This window comes from Acinetobacter johnsonii, from assembly GCF_048551975.1.
Taxonomy (GTDB): domain Bacteria; phylum Pseudomonadota; class Gammaproteobacteria; order Pseudomonadales; family Moraxellaceae; genus Acinetobacter; species Acinetobacter johnsonii_A.
On record NZ_JBIMCF010000001.1, the window covers coordinates 164,428 to 180,154 of the forward strand.

12 protein-coding genes are annotated in these 15,727 nt (G+C 43.7%); 9 read left to right on the forward strand and 3 right to left on the reverse strand.

What is annotated here, in order from left to right; translation table 11 throughout:
• Window positions 1–49: 49 nt before the first annotated feature.
• Complete coding sequence (locus tag ACG9ZB_RS00780; RefSeq protein WP_004695369.1) at window positions 50–187, reverse strand: hypothetical protein; 138 nt, start codon at window positions 185–187, stop codon at window positions 50–52.
• Window positions 188–311: 124 nt separating this feature from the next.
• A complete protein-coding gene (locus tag ACG9ZB_RS00785) occupies window positions 312–3,143 on the reverse strand; it encodes a ribonucleoside-diphosphate reductase subunit alpha (protein ID WP_419323481.1) in 2,832 nt (943 codons plus the stop codon).
• Window positions 3,144–3,738: 595 nt separating this feature from the next.
• On the opposite strand from ACG9ZB_RS00785, the gene bfmR reads away from it, so the two are divergent.
• Together bfmR and bfmS are read left to right on the forward strand one after the other, a co-directional pair.
• Window positions 3,739–4,455 carry a response regulator transcription factor BfmR gene (gene bfmR / locus ACG9ZB_RS00790; protein ID WP_004695375.1) on the forward strand — a complete coding sequence of 239 codons (717 nt, stop codon included), beginning with the start codon at window positions 3,739–3,741 and terminating at the stop codon, window positions 4,453–4,455.
• A 36-nt stretch (window positions 4,456–4,491) separates the two neighbouring features.
• Window positions 4,492–6,156, forward strand: a complete 1,665-nt coding sequence (gene bfmS / locus ACG9ZB_RS00795; RefSeq protein ID WP_419323483.1) for a sensor histidine kinase BfmS — start codon at window positions 4,492–4,494, stop codon at window positions 6,154–6,156.
• 49 nt (window positions 6,157–6,205) lie between these two features.
• On the opposite strand, the gene ACG9ZB_RS00800 is transcribed toward bfmS, so the two are convergent.
• A complete protein-coding gene (locus ACG9ZB_RS00800; protein ID WP_004695379.1) occupies window positions 6,206–6,562 on the reverse strand; it encodes a hypothetical protein in 357 nt (118 codons plus the stop codon).
• 488 nt (window positions 6,563–7,050) lie between these two features.
• Here ACG9ZB_RS00800 and ndhC point away from each other — a divergent pair, with 488 nt between their 5' ends.
• The 7 genes from ndhC (at window position 7,051) to nuoH (ending at window position 15,712) form a co-directional block, all read left to right on the forward strand.
• Window positions 7,051–7,599, forward strand: coding sequence for an NADH-quinone oxidoreductase subunit A (gene ndhC / locus ACG9ZB_RS00805; RefSeq protein ID WP_419323485.1), 549 nt, complete (start codon window positions 7,051–7,053; stop codon window positions 7,597–7,599).
• Between the two features lie 6 nt (window positions 7,600–7,605).
• The gene (locus tag ACG9ZB_RS00810; protein ID WP_004695382.1) at window positions 7,606–8,283 is read left to right on the forward strand and encodes a NuoB/complex I 20 kDa subunit family protein; all 678 of its coding nucleotides are present in this window, start codon (window positions 7,606–7,608) and stop codon (window positions 8,281–8,283) included.
• An 88-nt stretch (window positions 8,284–8,371) separates the two neighbouring features.
• Window positions 8,372–10,159, forward strand: coding sequence for an NADH-quinone oxidoreductase subunit C/D (nuoC, locus tag ACG9ZB_RS00815; protein ID WP_419323487.1), 1,788 nt, complete (start codon window positions 8,372–8,374; stop codon window positions 10,157–10,159).
• A gap of 14 nt (window positions 10,160–10,173) precedes the next feature.
• A complete protein-coding gene (nuoE, locus tag ACG9ZB_RS00820) occupies window positions 10,174–10,683 on the forward strand; it encodes an NADH-quinone oxidoreductase subunit NuoE (protein ID WP_004975451.1) in 510 nt (169 codons plus the stop codon).
• Complete coding sequence (nuoF, locus tag ACG9ZB_RS00825; protein WP_419323489.1) at window positions 10,680–12,011, forward strand: NADH-quinone oxidoreductase subunit NuoF; 1,332 nt, start codon at window positions 10,680–10,682, stop codon at window positions 12,009–12,011. The genes nuoE and nuoF overlap by 4 nt, the downstream gene beginning before the upstream one ends.
• Window positions 12,012–12,022: 11 nt before the next feature.
• Window positions 12,023–14,701, forward strand: coding sequence for an NADH-quinone oxidoreductase subunit NuoG (gene nuoG / locus ACG9ZB_RS00830; RefSeq protein ID WP_419323491.1), 2,679 nt, complete (start codon window positions 12,023–12,025; stop codon window positions 14,699–14,701).
• A gap of 3 nt (window positions 14,702–14,704) precedes the next feature.
• Window positions 14,705–15,712, forward strand: a complete 1,008-nt coding sequence (gene nuoH / locus ACG9ZB_RS00835) for an NADH-quinone oxidoreductase subunit NuoH (RefSeq protein ID WP_110975556.1) — start codon at window positions 14,705–14,707, stop codon at window positions 15,710–15,712.
• Window positions 15,713–15,727 lie beyond the last annotated feature (15 nt).

Consider the following 15,727-nt stretch of genomic DNA (forward strand, 5'->3'; position numbering starts at 1 on the left):
ATTAAGTTTTGCCAATCATTGTTCTAAAACTGTGCATAGAACGTGATTCTCACGACTTATTTTGCTTTCGCTTTTTGCTTTGGTTTGCTTTTACCCAAAAGTAGGCAATCGGCATATAAAACAAAACCACAAAGGAAATCACCAAGGTCGCAAGACCTAACATATAGTTATGTGTCATATGGAGCATGGTGATTTCCTAGGTTGTCTTTAATTTTTAATCTCCCTAAATCCATCTTTAAAAAAGAGGGACTTTCACACCTCAATAATTTTGGTGTAATTCCCCTTCTTTTAGGAGGGGTTAGGGGAGGTTATTACTGACAAGCCTCACAGTCTGGATTGTCAATTGAACACGCCATTGGCACTGGAGCTGCTTGACCGAAGCCTTCATCTTCAGTAACCACTTCTGGTTTAACTTCTTGAGCAACTGCTGCAACAGGCGCTGCCGTTACCGTTGCAGGTTTTACTGCATTCAATGCACCCGTGTTAATGGTTGATTTCTCAGCAGAAGTTGCACCTAAAGCTCGGAGGTAATACGTCGTTTTCAGACCACGTAACCAAGCCATTTTATAGGTCAAGTCCAGTTTCTTACCGTTTGCACCAGAGATGTAAAGGTTTAAAGACTGCGCTTGATCGATCCATTTTTGACGACGTGATGCAGCATCCACAATCCAGCGCGGCTCAACTTCAAATGCCGTCGCAAAGATCGCTTTAAGTTCTTCAGGAATACGAGAAATCTTCTGAACTGAACCTTCAAAGTGTTTCAGATCATTCACCATCACAGAGTCCCAAAGACCACGGTCTTTCAACGCACGTACTAGGTACGGGTTGATCACTGTGAACTCGCCTGACAGGTTCGACTTCACATATAAGTTTTGGAATGTCGGCTCAATAGACTGAGAAACGCCACAAATATTTGAAATGGTTGCAGTCGGTGCAATCGCCATCACGTTTGAGTTACGCATACCGTCTTTTTGAACTTTGGCACGTAAGCTGTCCCAATCTAAACGCTGTGTACGGTCTACTTCAAACATACGTTCTGGACGTGATTTCGCCACAATGTCTAAAGAGTCAATTGGTAAGATGCCTTGATCCCACAATGAACCTTTAAATGTTTCGTAAGTACCACGCTCAACCGCCAAGTCACTAGACGTTTGAATCGCGTAGTAGCTAATCACTTCCATAGATTCATCGGCAAATTCAACTGCAGCATCTGAACCATAAGCCAAGTTCATTTCATAAAGTGCATCTTGGAAGCCCATGATGCCCATACCTACAGGACGATGTTTCAAGTTTGAATTGCGTGCTTGTGGTACCGCGTAGTAGTTGATGTCGATCACGTTGTCGAGCATACGAACCGCTGTTTTTACTGTACGTGCAAGCTTTTCACGGTCTAACACACCACCTTGAACGTGTTGTACAAGGTTGATCGAACCTAAGTTACATACCGCAATTTCATCTTTGCTTGTGTTTAATGTGATTTCTGTACACAAGTTAGAAGAGTGAACTACACCAACGTGTTGTTGTGGTGAACGTAAGTTACATACGTCTTTGAATGTGATCCACGGGTGACCAGTTTCAAACAGCATCGACAGCATTTTGCGCCACAAATCTTTTGCACGGATTTTCTTGTGCAACATGTTTGTTTCTTTTGCAATTGCTTCATAGTGTGCATAACGCTCAGCGAATTCTGCACCTGTTAAGTCGTGTAGGTCTGGTGTTTCAGACGGCGTGAACAGTGTCCATTCTGCATCTTCAAAGACACGTTGCATAAACAAGTCAGGCACCCAGTTTGCCGTGTTCATGTCATGCGTACGGCGACGGTCATCACCAGTGTTTTTACGTAGCTCTAGAAATTCTTCGATGTCTAAGTGCCAAGTTTCAAGATATGCACAGACAGCACCTTTACGCTTACCACCTTGGTTGACCGCAACAGCAGTATCGTTAGCCACTTTAAGGAATGGAACTACACCTTGTGACTTACCGTTAGTCCCTTTGATATATGAGTTCAAGGCACGAACTGGCGTCCAGTCATTACCTAAACCGCCTGCCCATTTAGATAGCATTGCGTTATCACGCATAGCGCCATAAATGTCATACAGGTCATCATCAATGGTCGTTAAATAACAGCTCGACAACTGTGGACGCAGCGTACCTGAGTTAAACAGGGTAGGCGTAGACGCCATGTAATCAAAGCTTGACAATAAGTTGTAGAACTCGATTGCACGTTCTTCACGGTCATCTTCATTAAGTGCCAGACCCATCGAAACACGCATGAAGAATAATTGTGGCAATTCGAAACGCACGCCATCTGAGTGGATGAAGTAACGGTCAAATAATGTTTGTAGACCTAAGTACGTAAATTGGTTTGAGCGTTCTGGTTGAATCGCTGCGGCTAATTTCGCAAGGTCAAAGTTAAGAAGCTCTGGTGAAAGTAGGTCTAGCTCAATACCTTTCTTCAGGAAAGTTTCTAAAGCATCGCCTTCAGCTGTGTCTTCAGACAAGCCAAGGAAAGTTAAACCAGTTGCGACCAATTCATCACGAAGTAGGCGAGCCGTTACGTAGGTATAGTTTGGTTCTTGTTCGATACGTGTACGTGTTGCCATCATCATCGTGGTTGCGATGTCAGACGCTTTTACACCGTTGTAAAGGTTTTTGATGGTTTCATCGATGATCGCTTGAACATTGATGCCTTCTAAACCTTCAGCCGCTTTGGTTACAGTCGCTTCAAGCTTACGCATGTCAAGCGGTTGAAGCTGACCATTGGCGTCAGTAATTTGTAAGGTTGGGTGATGGTTTTCACCTGCTTGTTTACGTGCATCAGCACGTTGATCGCGGTAGATGACATACGCACGAGCAACTTTCTGTTCACCTGTACGCATTAGCGCAAGTTCAACTTGGTCTTGGATTTCTTCAATGTGAATTGTACCGCCAGAAGGTAGGCGGCGACTGAACGTATTTAATACCATCTCGGTAAGTTGAGAAATACGATCGTGGATGCGGCTTGAGTCAGCACTTTGTTGGCCTTCAACAGCCAAAAATGCCTTACCAATGGCAACAGAAATTTTTTCTGCGTCAAAGCTGGCAACATCTCCAGTGCGTTTAATCACCTGAATTTGACCAGGGGTTGAATTCGATACGCTCATGCTAGCATAGCTCCATTTTGTCATCTATTTTTATGTCTATGGACCGTTTGAACTGGGCAGTTTTTATGCCACAGTGTTTGAGGTTTAAACACAAGACCTAGTGGTTTAAAAATTAATTGAACACAAGATACGGGAAAATTCAGGGTAGATCAATCTTGACATTTTATTAAATATTTTGATCGATCTGGTCTCGGAAAGATCTCAAAAAGATCTTTTTTTTATGATTCTTGTATTAAGCCTTATTAGACAAGGCGATAGCATAACAAAGCTCGGTTTAAGTGCTTATAGATAACATTGTGGATAAGTTCAAAACAGACGAATGAGTGAGTTATAAACTGTTCAAACAGTGACTTGGTATGAAAAATCGCCATTTTGTAAAGAAACGTTTCTTTTGCTTTGGTTGGATATACAGCAAACGCGAGAAAGCCTGCATTTGGAGGTTAAAAAAATGTATAACAAAATGCTACTTTGATGTATCAGTTTGGTGAACAAGATCTTGTTTACAATGTAAACGTGTGTATATTGCAAAATATATCACAGCGTATCCCTTGGATTTTAAAGGATACGTTAAGTCGTCAAAATAAAGGGGCACTCCATGAGCCAAGAAGAAAAGTTACCAAAAATTTTAATCGTAGAAGACGATGAGCGCCTAGCTCGCTTAACTCAAGAGTACCTGATCCGTAATGGTCTTGAGGTTGGGGTAGAACCTGATGGTAACCGTGCCATTCGCCGTATTATTGCAGAACAACCCGATATGGTGGTGTTGGATGTGATGCTTCCAGGTGCAGATGGTTTAACCATTTGCCGTGAAGTACGTCCACATTATCACCAACCGATTTTGATGTTGACTGCACGTACTGAAGATATGGATCAAGTGCTTGGTCTAGAAATGGGTGCAGATGACTATGTGGCAAAACCAGTTCAGCCACGTGTTTTACTTGCACGTATTCGTGCTTTATTACGTCGTACTGATAAAGCGCCTGAAGATGAAGTGGCACAGCGTATCGAATTTGATGATCTAGTGATTGATAACGGTGGTCGTTCAGTGACTTTAAATGGTGAGCTGGTTGACTTTACCAGCGCTGAATATGACTTATTGTGGTTGCTGGCTTCAAATGCAGGCCGCATTCTTTCTCGCGAAGACATTTTCGAACGCTTACGTGGCATCGAATATGACGGTCAAGACCGTTCAATTGATGTGCGTATTTCGCGTATTCGTCCAAAAATTGGTGATGATCCTGAAAATCCAAAACGTATTAAAACGGTACGTAGTAAAGGCTACTTATTTGTAAAAGAAACCAATGGTCTTTAAGCCGTTTATTTGATTCGTTAAAACGGGACATTTTTAGTGTTCAAACACAGTATATTCTTGCGTATCTATGCTGGGCTGGTAGTGCTGGTCGCTATTGTTGCCCTCATGGGGTATTTGCTTGTACAAATTATTAACTATCAGCGAGTGCAAGAATATCGAGAGTCTTTGACGGACGGGATTTCCTTTATTATTAGTGAAGGTGTATCCCGTCAGACCAATGCACAGCAAAAAGCAGACTGGATTTCAGATGCTTCAGATTTGCTTGAACTGCCGATTAATATGATCCCTGCCGATAAGGTAGATTTGAGTCGTGCAGAGTTAAAGCGGATCAGTGAGCGTAAAGCGGCTGTGCGTTATGATGCGCAAACGCAAGTGGCGTATCTGATCATTGGTCTAAAAGATGATCCGAAACATTTACTGTATATTAAAGTAGATAAAATTGGTGAGCTGCAAATGAAAGCACTCCCGATTTTTATCCTAGATTATCTGGTGTATTACCCAGGCCAAGAAGAAGAGTACTTGGAAAAAGTACAGAAACATTTCTCTTATCCTGTACAAATTGAAGAAGTACAAAATCTGGCTTTAGAGTCGGAGCAGATTGGTCGCTTGCGTTTAGATCATAGCGTGATCTTATATCGTGATAGTGCTTCTGTGCGTGGCACCACCATTTCTATTGTGTCTCCACCTTTACCAAATTCACCGAGCAAGGTTTTGGTATTGGGGCCTGTGCCTATTTTCAACTGGATGCCGTTTCAGCTCGCAGCAGGGATTACCTTGTTGAGCCTGTTTGTACTCAGTTTGGGGGTATATGGCTTGCTTGTACCGATGCAGCGTAAACTGCGTGAGGTTAATTACGGTTTAAACCGTATGAAAGCAGGTGATATGACCCTACGTTTGCCTGTCGACGGCACTGATGAAATGGCCAGTCTAGCTAATAGCTATAACAGCATGTCAGATCATATTCAGCGACTCATCGAGGCACAGCGTGAGCTGATGCGTGCGGTATCGCACGAGCTTCGTACGCCCGTTGCTCGGATTCGTTTTGGTATGGAAATGTTGGCTGAAGAAGACGATTATGAATATCGTCTTCAACAAGTCGATATGATTGATAAAGACATTGAGGCTTTAAATACCTTAATTGATGAAATCATGACCTATGCCAAGTTAGAGCAGGGCACACCATCACTCGATATTGAAAACATTGTATTGTTTGAAGTGTTAGATCAGGTGGTGGTTGAGACTGAAGCACTAAAAACCCAGAAAGAAATTCATTTAAATGCCCCTCCTTTAAGCTTAAAAGTTGAAGCTGAGCGTCGTTATTTACACCGTGTGGTGCAGAACTTGGTTGGTAATGCGGTTCGTTATGGCGATCATCAGGTGCTGGTCAGTGGCGGAATTAATGACAATGGTATGGCCTATGTGTGTGTTGAAGATGATGGGCCTGGTATTCCAGAAGACGAGCGAGAGCGCGTTTTTGAAGCATTCGCACGTTTGGATGATAGTCGGACTCGAGCATCGGGTGGTTATGGTTTAGGTTTGTCGATTGTGAGCCGAATAGCCTATTGGTTTGGTGGTAGCGTTACAGTAGATCAGAGTCCAAGTCTCGGTGGTGCACGTTTTACTATGACATGGCCGGCACACCGCTTTAGTAAGTCTAAAAAGAAATATAGTGTCAAAGATAATACAGACTCAAAAAGTTAAGCATTAAAAAAGCACCGAAATTCGGTGCTTTTTTATTTCTCATACTGACTTATTCTTGGATGCTGGCATCGGGAGAAATAATCTGCTTGCCTTGTTTTAGGCTTTCAAGCGCATCTGCATTAAAGTCAATCAATAATGAGTTATTTTGCGTATCTATGCCATAACGGCTAATGAGCTTTTGATCACCATTAATCGTTTCAATTTTATATTCATCCACAATATTCATAATGCCATCAAGATTGGTGGTGGCTGAAGCCTTGTCTTGGCGAAAAAGTTCATAAATGTCGCGTAAATCAAAGATGGCATTATTGGCATCGGGGTGTTTACGAACATAAGTTTCAACATGGCGAATAAGCAACTGGGCAAATAAAAAATAGTTAGGTTTATGGGTGAATTCTAGACTCATGTGGTGCTCCTTATTCTTTGTTGTTGGTTATTTATATCAATAGCATAAGAAAAAGCTGAGTGCATCTATTGATTGATTTGATTTGCAAATAAACACAAAAAATATGAGTGACTTAATTTGTTTTTGTACTTTTTAAATAAGCAAAATGCTGCGGTTTCTGAGCTGAGTTTTTTAAACTGCTGATTGTGGATTGTTATCCAAATAAAGTTGAAAAATGCTTTATAGGCTTTGTTTGATGTTAAAATTTGGAAAAATAATAGAATAGTAGTGTTTTATTAGATAAAGCGATTGGTTTCGAAATAAAAGGGCTCCATCGAAAAAATCTCAAAAAACGAAGAGAAATCATCCTAAAGACGAATATCTATAAGCTAGCAACTTACGTCAGCAATCGGGTACAATTGGCGGGATTAATTTTGTGTTTGGTGTATTTGAAGGCCAATACATACATTCTTTGTTAATAAATTAGGCCTGCCAGGAGTTATCCCCGCATGAGTGCCATTACTCCATACGAATGGGCAATTATTGCCTTCGTGATCGGCGTTACATTTCTTTGCGTCTTTATGCTGACCGTTCCATTACTCCTTGGGGGTAAGTCATGGGGCCGTGCCAAGCAAGAGCAATTTGAATCGGGTGTGGTTGGTGCTGGTGGTGCACGTATCCGCCTATCAGCAAAGTTCTATTTGGTTGCTATCTTCTTCGTCGTATTTGACTTAGAGGCGCTCTACCTTTACGCATGGGCGAACTCTGTTCGTGAAGTGGGTTGGGTTGGGTTTACAGCAGCAGCAGTATTTATTTTAGTTTTACTCGTTGGTTTGGTTTATGAGTTGTCTACTGGTGCGCTTAACTGGTCGCCTTCTGACAAACGTAAAGCAGCAGGGATTAAACCTAAAGTTGGTTCTCCAAATATGAATCTTGCAGAAATCACTCGCTTTAATTCAATTGAAGAGTTGGTTATGGACCCTACAGGTCAAATCCCAGCTCAATCATCTGGTCGTGTGAAAGATAAGTCACCGGCTAAATCGTCTGATAAGGAGTAACTCGGGATGAAATATACATTAACCCGTGCGAATCCGGATGCTGATCAATATCCACTTCAAGAGCGTCAAATCGTAACGGATCCGCTTGAAGAAGAAGTGAATAAAAATGTGTTCATGACTCGTTTAGAGGATGTGGCACATACAGCAGTGAACTGGGGTCGTAAGAACTCGGTTTGGCCGTTTAACTTTGGTACATCTTGCTGCTACGTAGAATATGCAACGACTTTAACAGGCGTGCATGACTTGTCGCGTTTCGGTGCCGAAGTAATCCGTGCTTCACCTCGTCAGGCTGACTTGATGATTGTTGCAGGTACATGTTTCGTCAAAATGGCTCCAGTTATTCAACGTTTATATGAACAAATGTTGGAACCGAAGTGGGTTATTTCAATGGGCGCATGTGCAAACTCTGGCGGTATGTACGATATTTATTCAGTTGTACAAGGTGTTGATAAAATCATCCCAGTCGATGTTTATATTCCAGGTTGCCCACCGCGTCCAGAAGCATTAATCCAAGCATTAATGTTGTTACAAGACCAAATTCAATTAGAGCGCCGTCCACTTTCTGCCGTGATTGGTGATGATCTTAAGCCAGTGTATAAGCCAAAGATGATGCCAGAACGTGACCGTAAGAATGCTGAACGTATTGCAGTGAAAAACTTACGCTCTATGGATGAAATTAAATAATTTAAACGACAGTTGTTTTGATGCACCCGGTCTGGGTGTAGTTGTCGTTTAGGTTGAATGAATTTGTATTAAATAGGAAGCCAAGCCAATGGCTGAAACTGAAAACGCTATGCCAGAATCAGCGCAAGTTGATTCACGCCCAGCATTTGCAATTGTAGAAGAGCTCAAAACCAAATTTGGCGAGAACTTCTATGTGCAAACGACTTTTGAAGACTTTCCAACAGTCTGGGTTGAGCGCGCGCGCGTACAAGAAGTTTTAATGTTCTTGCGTACAGTGTCACGTCCATACGTGATGTTGTTTGACTTGTCTGCGGTAGATGAACGTTTACGTACACACCGCGACGGTTTGCCTGCGTCTGACTTTACTGTGTTCTATCACTTATTATCGCTTGAGCGTAATAGTGATATTCGTATCAAAGTTGCATTGAATGAAAATGATGTAAATCTTCCAACTGCAACCAACATTTGGCCAAATGCCAACTGGTACGAACGTGAAGCTTACGATATGTTCGGGATCAATTTCGAAGGGCATCCAATGCTCCGTCGTATTTTGTTGCCAACCTATTGGGAAGGTCACCCACTTCGTAAAGAATACTCTGCACGTGCCACTGAATATACACCGTATATGCAGAACCAAGCGAAGCAGGATTACGAACAGGAACACCTTCGTTTCGTACCAGAAGATTGGGGTATGAAACGCGGTAATGACGACGAAGACTTCATGTTCTTGAACTTAGGTCCGAACCATCCTTCTGCGCACGGTGCATTCCGTGTGATTTTGCAGTTGGACGGTGAAGAAGTGAAAGACTGTGTGCCTGATATCGGCTATCACCACCGTGGTGTGGAAAAAATGGCTGAGCGTCAAACTTGGCATTCATTCATTCCCTATACAGACCGTGTTGACTATTTAGGTGGTTGTGCGCAAAACATGCCTTACGTACTTGGCGTAGAGCAAATGGCAGGCATCACTGTTCCTGACCGCGCGCAATGTATCCGTGTCATGATGTCTGAATTGTTCCGTATCAATAACCACTTATTGTTCATTGGTACAGCAATTCAAGATGCCGGCGGTATGACACCCGTCTTCTACATGTTTGCGGATCGTCAAAAAATCTATGACGCAATTGAAGCGATCACAGGTTACCGTATGCACCCAGCATGGTTCCGTATCGGTGGTACAGCGCATGACTTGCCAAACAACTGGCAGCACCTCATTCGCGAAATCCTTGATTGGATGCCTAAGCGTATGAACGAGTACTACACAGCAGCATTGAAAAACTCAGTGTTCATTGGTCGTACCCGTAATGTTGCTCAGTACGATGCGAAATCTGCTTTGGCTTGGGGTGTGACAGGTACAGGTCTACGTGCAACAGGAATCGACTTTGATGTGCGTAAATACCGTCCTTACAGTGGTTATGAGAACTATGACTTCGAAGTACCTGTAGAGTACGAAGGCGATGCTTACGCACGTGTACTGGTTCACTTCCGTGAAATCGAAGAGTCATTGAAAATCATCAAACAATGTCTAGATAACATGCCATCTGGTCCATATAAAGCAGACCATCCATTGGCTGTTCCACCACCAAAAGACAAGACATTACAAGATATTGAAACCCTGATTACGCACTTCTTAAGCGTGTCTTGGGGTCCTGTAATGCCTGCTGGTGAAGCATCTGTAATGGCAGAAGTGGTGAAAGGTGCATCGAACTACTACTTGACTTCAGATAAGTCAACGATGAGTTACCGTACTCGTATTCGTACACCAACTTTCACGCATTTACAGCAAATGCCTTCTGTGATTAACGGCAGTCTGGTATCTGACTTAATCATTTATTTAGCGACCATTGACGTCGTAATGGCAGACGTGGATCGCTAAGGGGTAAACGCATTATGATGATTTTGACTGATAAAAAGCCACGTGTGAATGTTGAAGGGATTTTGACTGCGGAAGAAATCCATGAAATTGAACATCACATTGGTCATTATCCGTATCCACGTGCAGCATCTTTAGATGCCTTGAAGTGTGTACAGCGCCGTAATGGCTGGGTAGATGATGCGCAGCTCAATGCAATTGCACAGCTTCTCACCATCAGCGTTGCTGATTTAGAAGGTGTCGCAACATTCTATAACCGTATTTATCGCCAGCCTGTAGGTCGTCACGTGATTTTATTGTGTGACTCGATTGCATGCTTTTTGATGGGTGCAGAAACACTGGCAGAAGCATTCCAGCGTGAGTTAGGCATTCAGTTTGGTCAAACGACTGCAGATGGTCGTTTCACCTTATTGCCAATTTGTTGTTTAGGTAATTGCGATAAGGGCCCAACCTTGATGATTGATGAAGATACTCACGGTTTAGTTGAGGTGACATCGGTGCAACAGTTATTGGAGAAGTATGTATGAATACCGAACCAAGACCAATTTATGGTGACGGTAACCCAGAAACGCATCCATTAACTTGGCGTTTAAGCAAGCAAGAGCACGTGCGTAATGCAGATGATTACGAAGCGCTTGAAGGTTACGCGGGTCTGAAAAAAGCAATCACCATGCCACCGAAAGATGTGCTTGAAGTGATTAAAGCTGCGACTGTAAAAGGCCGTGGAGGTGCTGGCTTCCCAGCAGGGATCAAATGGTCATTGATGGCGCCAAATGACAACTCAGGTCCACGTTACTTGATTTGTAATGCCGATGAGATGGAACCAGGGACCTTTAAAGACCGTTTGTTGATGGAAAAACTTCCTCACCAATTGATCGAAGGGATGTTGATTGCAGCGTATACGCTAGAAGCAACCCATGGTTATATCTTCATTCGTGGCGAGTACATTGAAGCAGCTGCGTACTTAAATGAAGCGCTTGATCAAGTTCGTGCCAAAGGTTACTTGGGTGAAGACATCCTTGGAACTGGCTGGAACTTCGAGTTGCATGTGCACACTGGTGCGGGTCGTTATATCTGTGGTGAAGAAACTGCATTAATCAACTCGCTTGAAGGTCGCCGTGCAAACCCACGTACGAAACCGCCATTCCCACAAGTTGCAGGTGCTTGGGGCCGTCCTACGATTGTTAACAACGTAGAGACCTACAATAACTTACCGGCAATCATGTTGCGTGGCCCTGAATGGTATATCGGCTTATCTGCGGGTAAGTCGAAAGATCCAGGCACAAAAATTTATGGTGCATCTGGCAAGGTGAAATTCCCTGGTCTTTGGGAGCTTCCATTTGGTACAACTGCGCGTGAAGTCATTGAAGACTATGCGGGCGGTATGCGTGATGGCTTAAAGCTTAAAGCATGGTTACCAGGTGGTGCATCTACCGACTTCTTGGCTGCTGAACACATTGATCTACCGATGGATGCTGAGAGCATCATGAAAGCAGGTTCACGTTTAGGTACGTGTTTACTGATGGTGGTGGATGAAACGCAATGTATGGTTTCAGCAACCCGTAACTTAGAAGAATTCTTTGCACGTGAGTCATGTGGTTTCTGTACGCCTTGTCGTGATGGTTTACCGTGGGCGGTGAAAGCACTGAAAGCATTGGAAGATGGTACAGGTAAGAAAGAAGATATCGATCACTTACAAGAACTTACTCGTAAGCTTTGGATTGGTAAGACTTTCTGTGCCCATGCTCCAGGTGCAATGGAACCGTTGATGGGTGCACTCAAATATTTCCGTGGCGAGTTTGAAGCAAAAGTAGTGAATGCTGCTGCGCAAACTAGCAACGTAGAACAAGCTTAAGGAATTCGACTATGGCTACAATTCATGTCGATGGCAAATCGTACGAAGTCAATGGCTCAGAGAACTTGCTGCAAGCATGTTTGTCTTTGGGTATTGATATCCCGTACTTTTGTTGGCATCCATCCTTAGGTTCTGTCGGTTCTTGCCGTCAATGTGCCGTGACTCAATACGCGAATCCTGAAGATACGCGTGGTCGTTTAGTCATGTCATGTATGACGCCTGCATCTGACAATACCTACATTTCGATTGAAGACAAAGAAGCGAAAGACTTCCGTGCGTCAATTGTTGAGTTCTTGATGACGAACCACCCACACGACTGTCCAGTCTGTGAAGAAGGTGGTCACTGTCATTTACAAGATATGACCGTGATGACTCAACACGACCGTCGTCGTTACCGTTTCACTAAACGTACGCACTACAACCAAGAGCTTGGTTCGTTCATTGCACATGAAATGAACCGTTGTATCGCATGTTACCGTTGTGTTCGTTACTACAAAGACTACGCTGGTGGTACAGACTTTGGTGTCTATGCCAATGCATCGCGTGTTTACTTTGGTCGTCCAGAATCAGGTACTTTAGAATCTGAATTCTCGGGTAACTTAACTGAAGTATGTCCTACAGGTGTATTCACCGACAAAACTCACTCAGAACGTTATAACCGTAAGTGGGACATGCAGTATGCACCTAGCGTATGCCAAGGCTGTTCTTCGGGTTGTAATATTTCTCCGGGTGAGCGTTATGGCGAACTTCGTCGTGTCGAAAACCGTTTCAATGGTGAAGTCAACCAATACTTCTTGTGTGACAAAGGTCGTTTTGGTACAGGTTATGTGAACCGTGCAGACCGTCCACGTCAACCGCAGTTCCGTGATGGTGCTGAAGTCACTACAGTTTCTGTAGATCAGGCATTAGATACCGTAATTGCAAATATCCAAGGCAAAAAAGTCTTAGGTATTGGTTCTCCGCGAGCATCACTTGAGTCGAACTTCGCGCTTCGCGAATTAGTCGGTCAAGAGAACTATTCAACTGGTATGTCTCAAAAAGAGCAAAACTTGGTTGAATTGGCTGCATCGATTATGCAAACCGAAGGTGTATATAACCCTGGTATGCGTGAAATCGAAAGCTATGATGCTGTGCTTATTTTGGGTGAAGATTTAACTCAAACTGCACCACGTATGGCGTTGTCTGTACGTCAAGCGGCGAAAAACAAAGCCAAAGAAATGGCGGCAGAACGTCGTACCCAAGATTGGTTGGCTGAGCCTGTGCAACGTATTGCACAAGACGCAAAATCTCCAATTTATATCTTGGCTGCAACGCAAACCCGTCTATCTGACGTCGCGACAGGTGAAGTGGTTGCTTCTCCAAATGACATCGCGCGTTTAGGTTTTGCGGTTGCTGCTGCAGTGAAAGGTGAAACAGTTACTGGTCTTGCTGACGATGCGAAAGCATTTGCACAAACCATTGCAGACACGTTAAAAGCAGCGAAAAAACCATTGGTGATTTCAGGTACTAGCTTGCAAGATCCTGCGATCATGGAAGCGGCTGCACAAGTGGCGCAAAACCTAGGTAACGCTGGCTTAAGCTTGACCGTTCCTGAAGTGAACTCAATGGGCTTAGCAATCTTCGGTGGACAAAGCTTAGAGCAAGCATTTGCACAAGATTATGACACGGTTGTGATCGTTGAAAATGATCTATTCCGTCGTTTGCCAGCGGTACAAGTTGAAGCAGCACTTGCAGATAAAGAAGTGATTGTTTTAGATCATTCTGAAACTGAAACTGTCAAGAAAGCCGATATCGTACTTTCTGCTGCGTCATTTGCTGAAGGCGATGGTACGGTTGTCTCTCAAGAAGGCCGTGCACAACGTTTCTACCAAGTGTATGACCCGAGCTACTATAAACCTGAACTGGCGATCAAAGAATCTTGGCGCTGGTTACATGCCATTGAAACTGGCGTGAAGGGCAAAGCGATTTCTTGGACCTTGCTTGATGACGTGATTGAGTCAGTTGCGAAAAACGTACCTGCACTTGAGGCGATTCAAGATGTAGCTCCAGATGCGGGCTTCCGTGTCCATGGTTTGAAAGTTGCGCGTGAACCACGTCGTTACTCTGGTCGTACTTCTATGCGTGCACCATTGAACGTGCATGAACCGAAACAACCGACAGATATCGACTCTGCATTAACCTTCTCTATGGAAGGTTATGTCGGGAACCAGACTCCGTCTCCACTGGTACCATTTGCATGGTCAGCAGGTTGGAACTCACCGCAAGCTTGGAACAAATTCCAAGATAACGTCGGTGGTCACTTAAAAGGTGGTGATTCGGGTGTGCGTTTATTCGATCGTTTAGCGAAGCGTCCAGCACGTACTTTCGTAGCTCCTGCGGTTGTGGTTGCAAACCCTGATAGCTTCCGTTTAGTGCCAATGCATCACATTTTTGCTTCTGGTGAATTTACTGTGAAAACACCTGCAATGGAGTCGCGTATTCCTGAAGCAGTCTTTGCAGTGGGTGAGCAAGATGCAACTCGTTTGAATGTTCAAGATGGTCAAAAAATCACTGTGAAAGCAGGTGAGACTTCGATTGTACTTCCAGTTCAAGTGATTGATTATTTACCTACAGGTTATATTGGTTATCCAGTTGGTCTTGCACCTACGGTTTCACTTGCTGAGCCTGTATCAGTCGCGGTAGGAGCGTAATTCATGCAACAAGAATTAATCCGTCAAACGCCGCTTTGGGCTGAGAACTGGCCAATTGCCTACTCAGTCATTCAAGCGATTGTGATTTTACTCGTTGTAGTACTCATCGCTGCGTTGATGTCTTTTATTGAGCGTCGTTTACTGGGCTTATGGCAAGACCGTTATGGTCCGAACCGTGTAGGTCCTGGGGGGATGTTCCAGATCGTTGCCGACATGCTGAAAATCATGTTCAAAGAAGACTGGACACCAAAGTTTGCTGACAAATTGACTTTCCGTTTAGCACCAGCAGTTGCGATGGCAACAGCGGTGCTGTCGTTCATGGTTATTCCTGTATCACCATACTTAGGTGTGTCAGACATGAGCATTGGCCTATTGTTCTTTATGGCAATGGCCGGTATTGCAGTCTATGCCGTATTGTTTGGTGGTTGGTCATCAAACAACAAATATGCATTGCTCGGTGGTCTACGTTCAGCAGCACAAACCATTTCTTATGAAGTGTTCTTGGGTATTTCATTGATGGGTGTGGTTGCGATTGCAGGCTCATTCAACATGCGTGAAATTGTAGAAGCACAAAAAGATGTATGGTTTGTTATTCCACAGTTCTTAGGTTTCTTAATCTTCGTGGTTGCAGGTGTTGCGGTTACTCACCGTCACCCATTTGACCAACCAGAAGCAGAACAAGAATTGGCGGAAGGTTACCACGTCGAGTATGGCGGTATGAAATGGGGGATGTTCTTCGTTGCAGAATATGTCAACGTGGTTCTGATCTCTGCACTCATCGTCACGCTATTCTTCGGTGGTTGGTTAGCGCCATTTAACATCGATATTCCGTTCATTCCACCCGTATTCTGGTTCATTATCAAAACAGCATTCTTTGTGATGATGTTTGTCTTGGCTCGTGGTTCACTTATGCGTCCGCGTTATGACCAAGTGATGAACTTTGGTTGGAAGATTTGCTTACCATTAGCGTTAGTTAACTTATTAGTTACTGGCGCAGTGATTCTGTGGTAGGGGCAGGGAGAATAA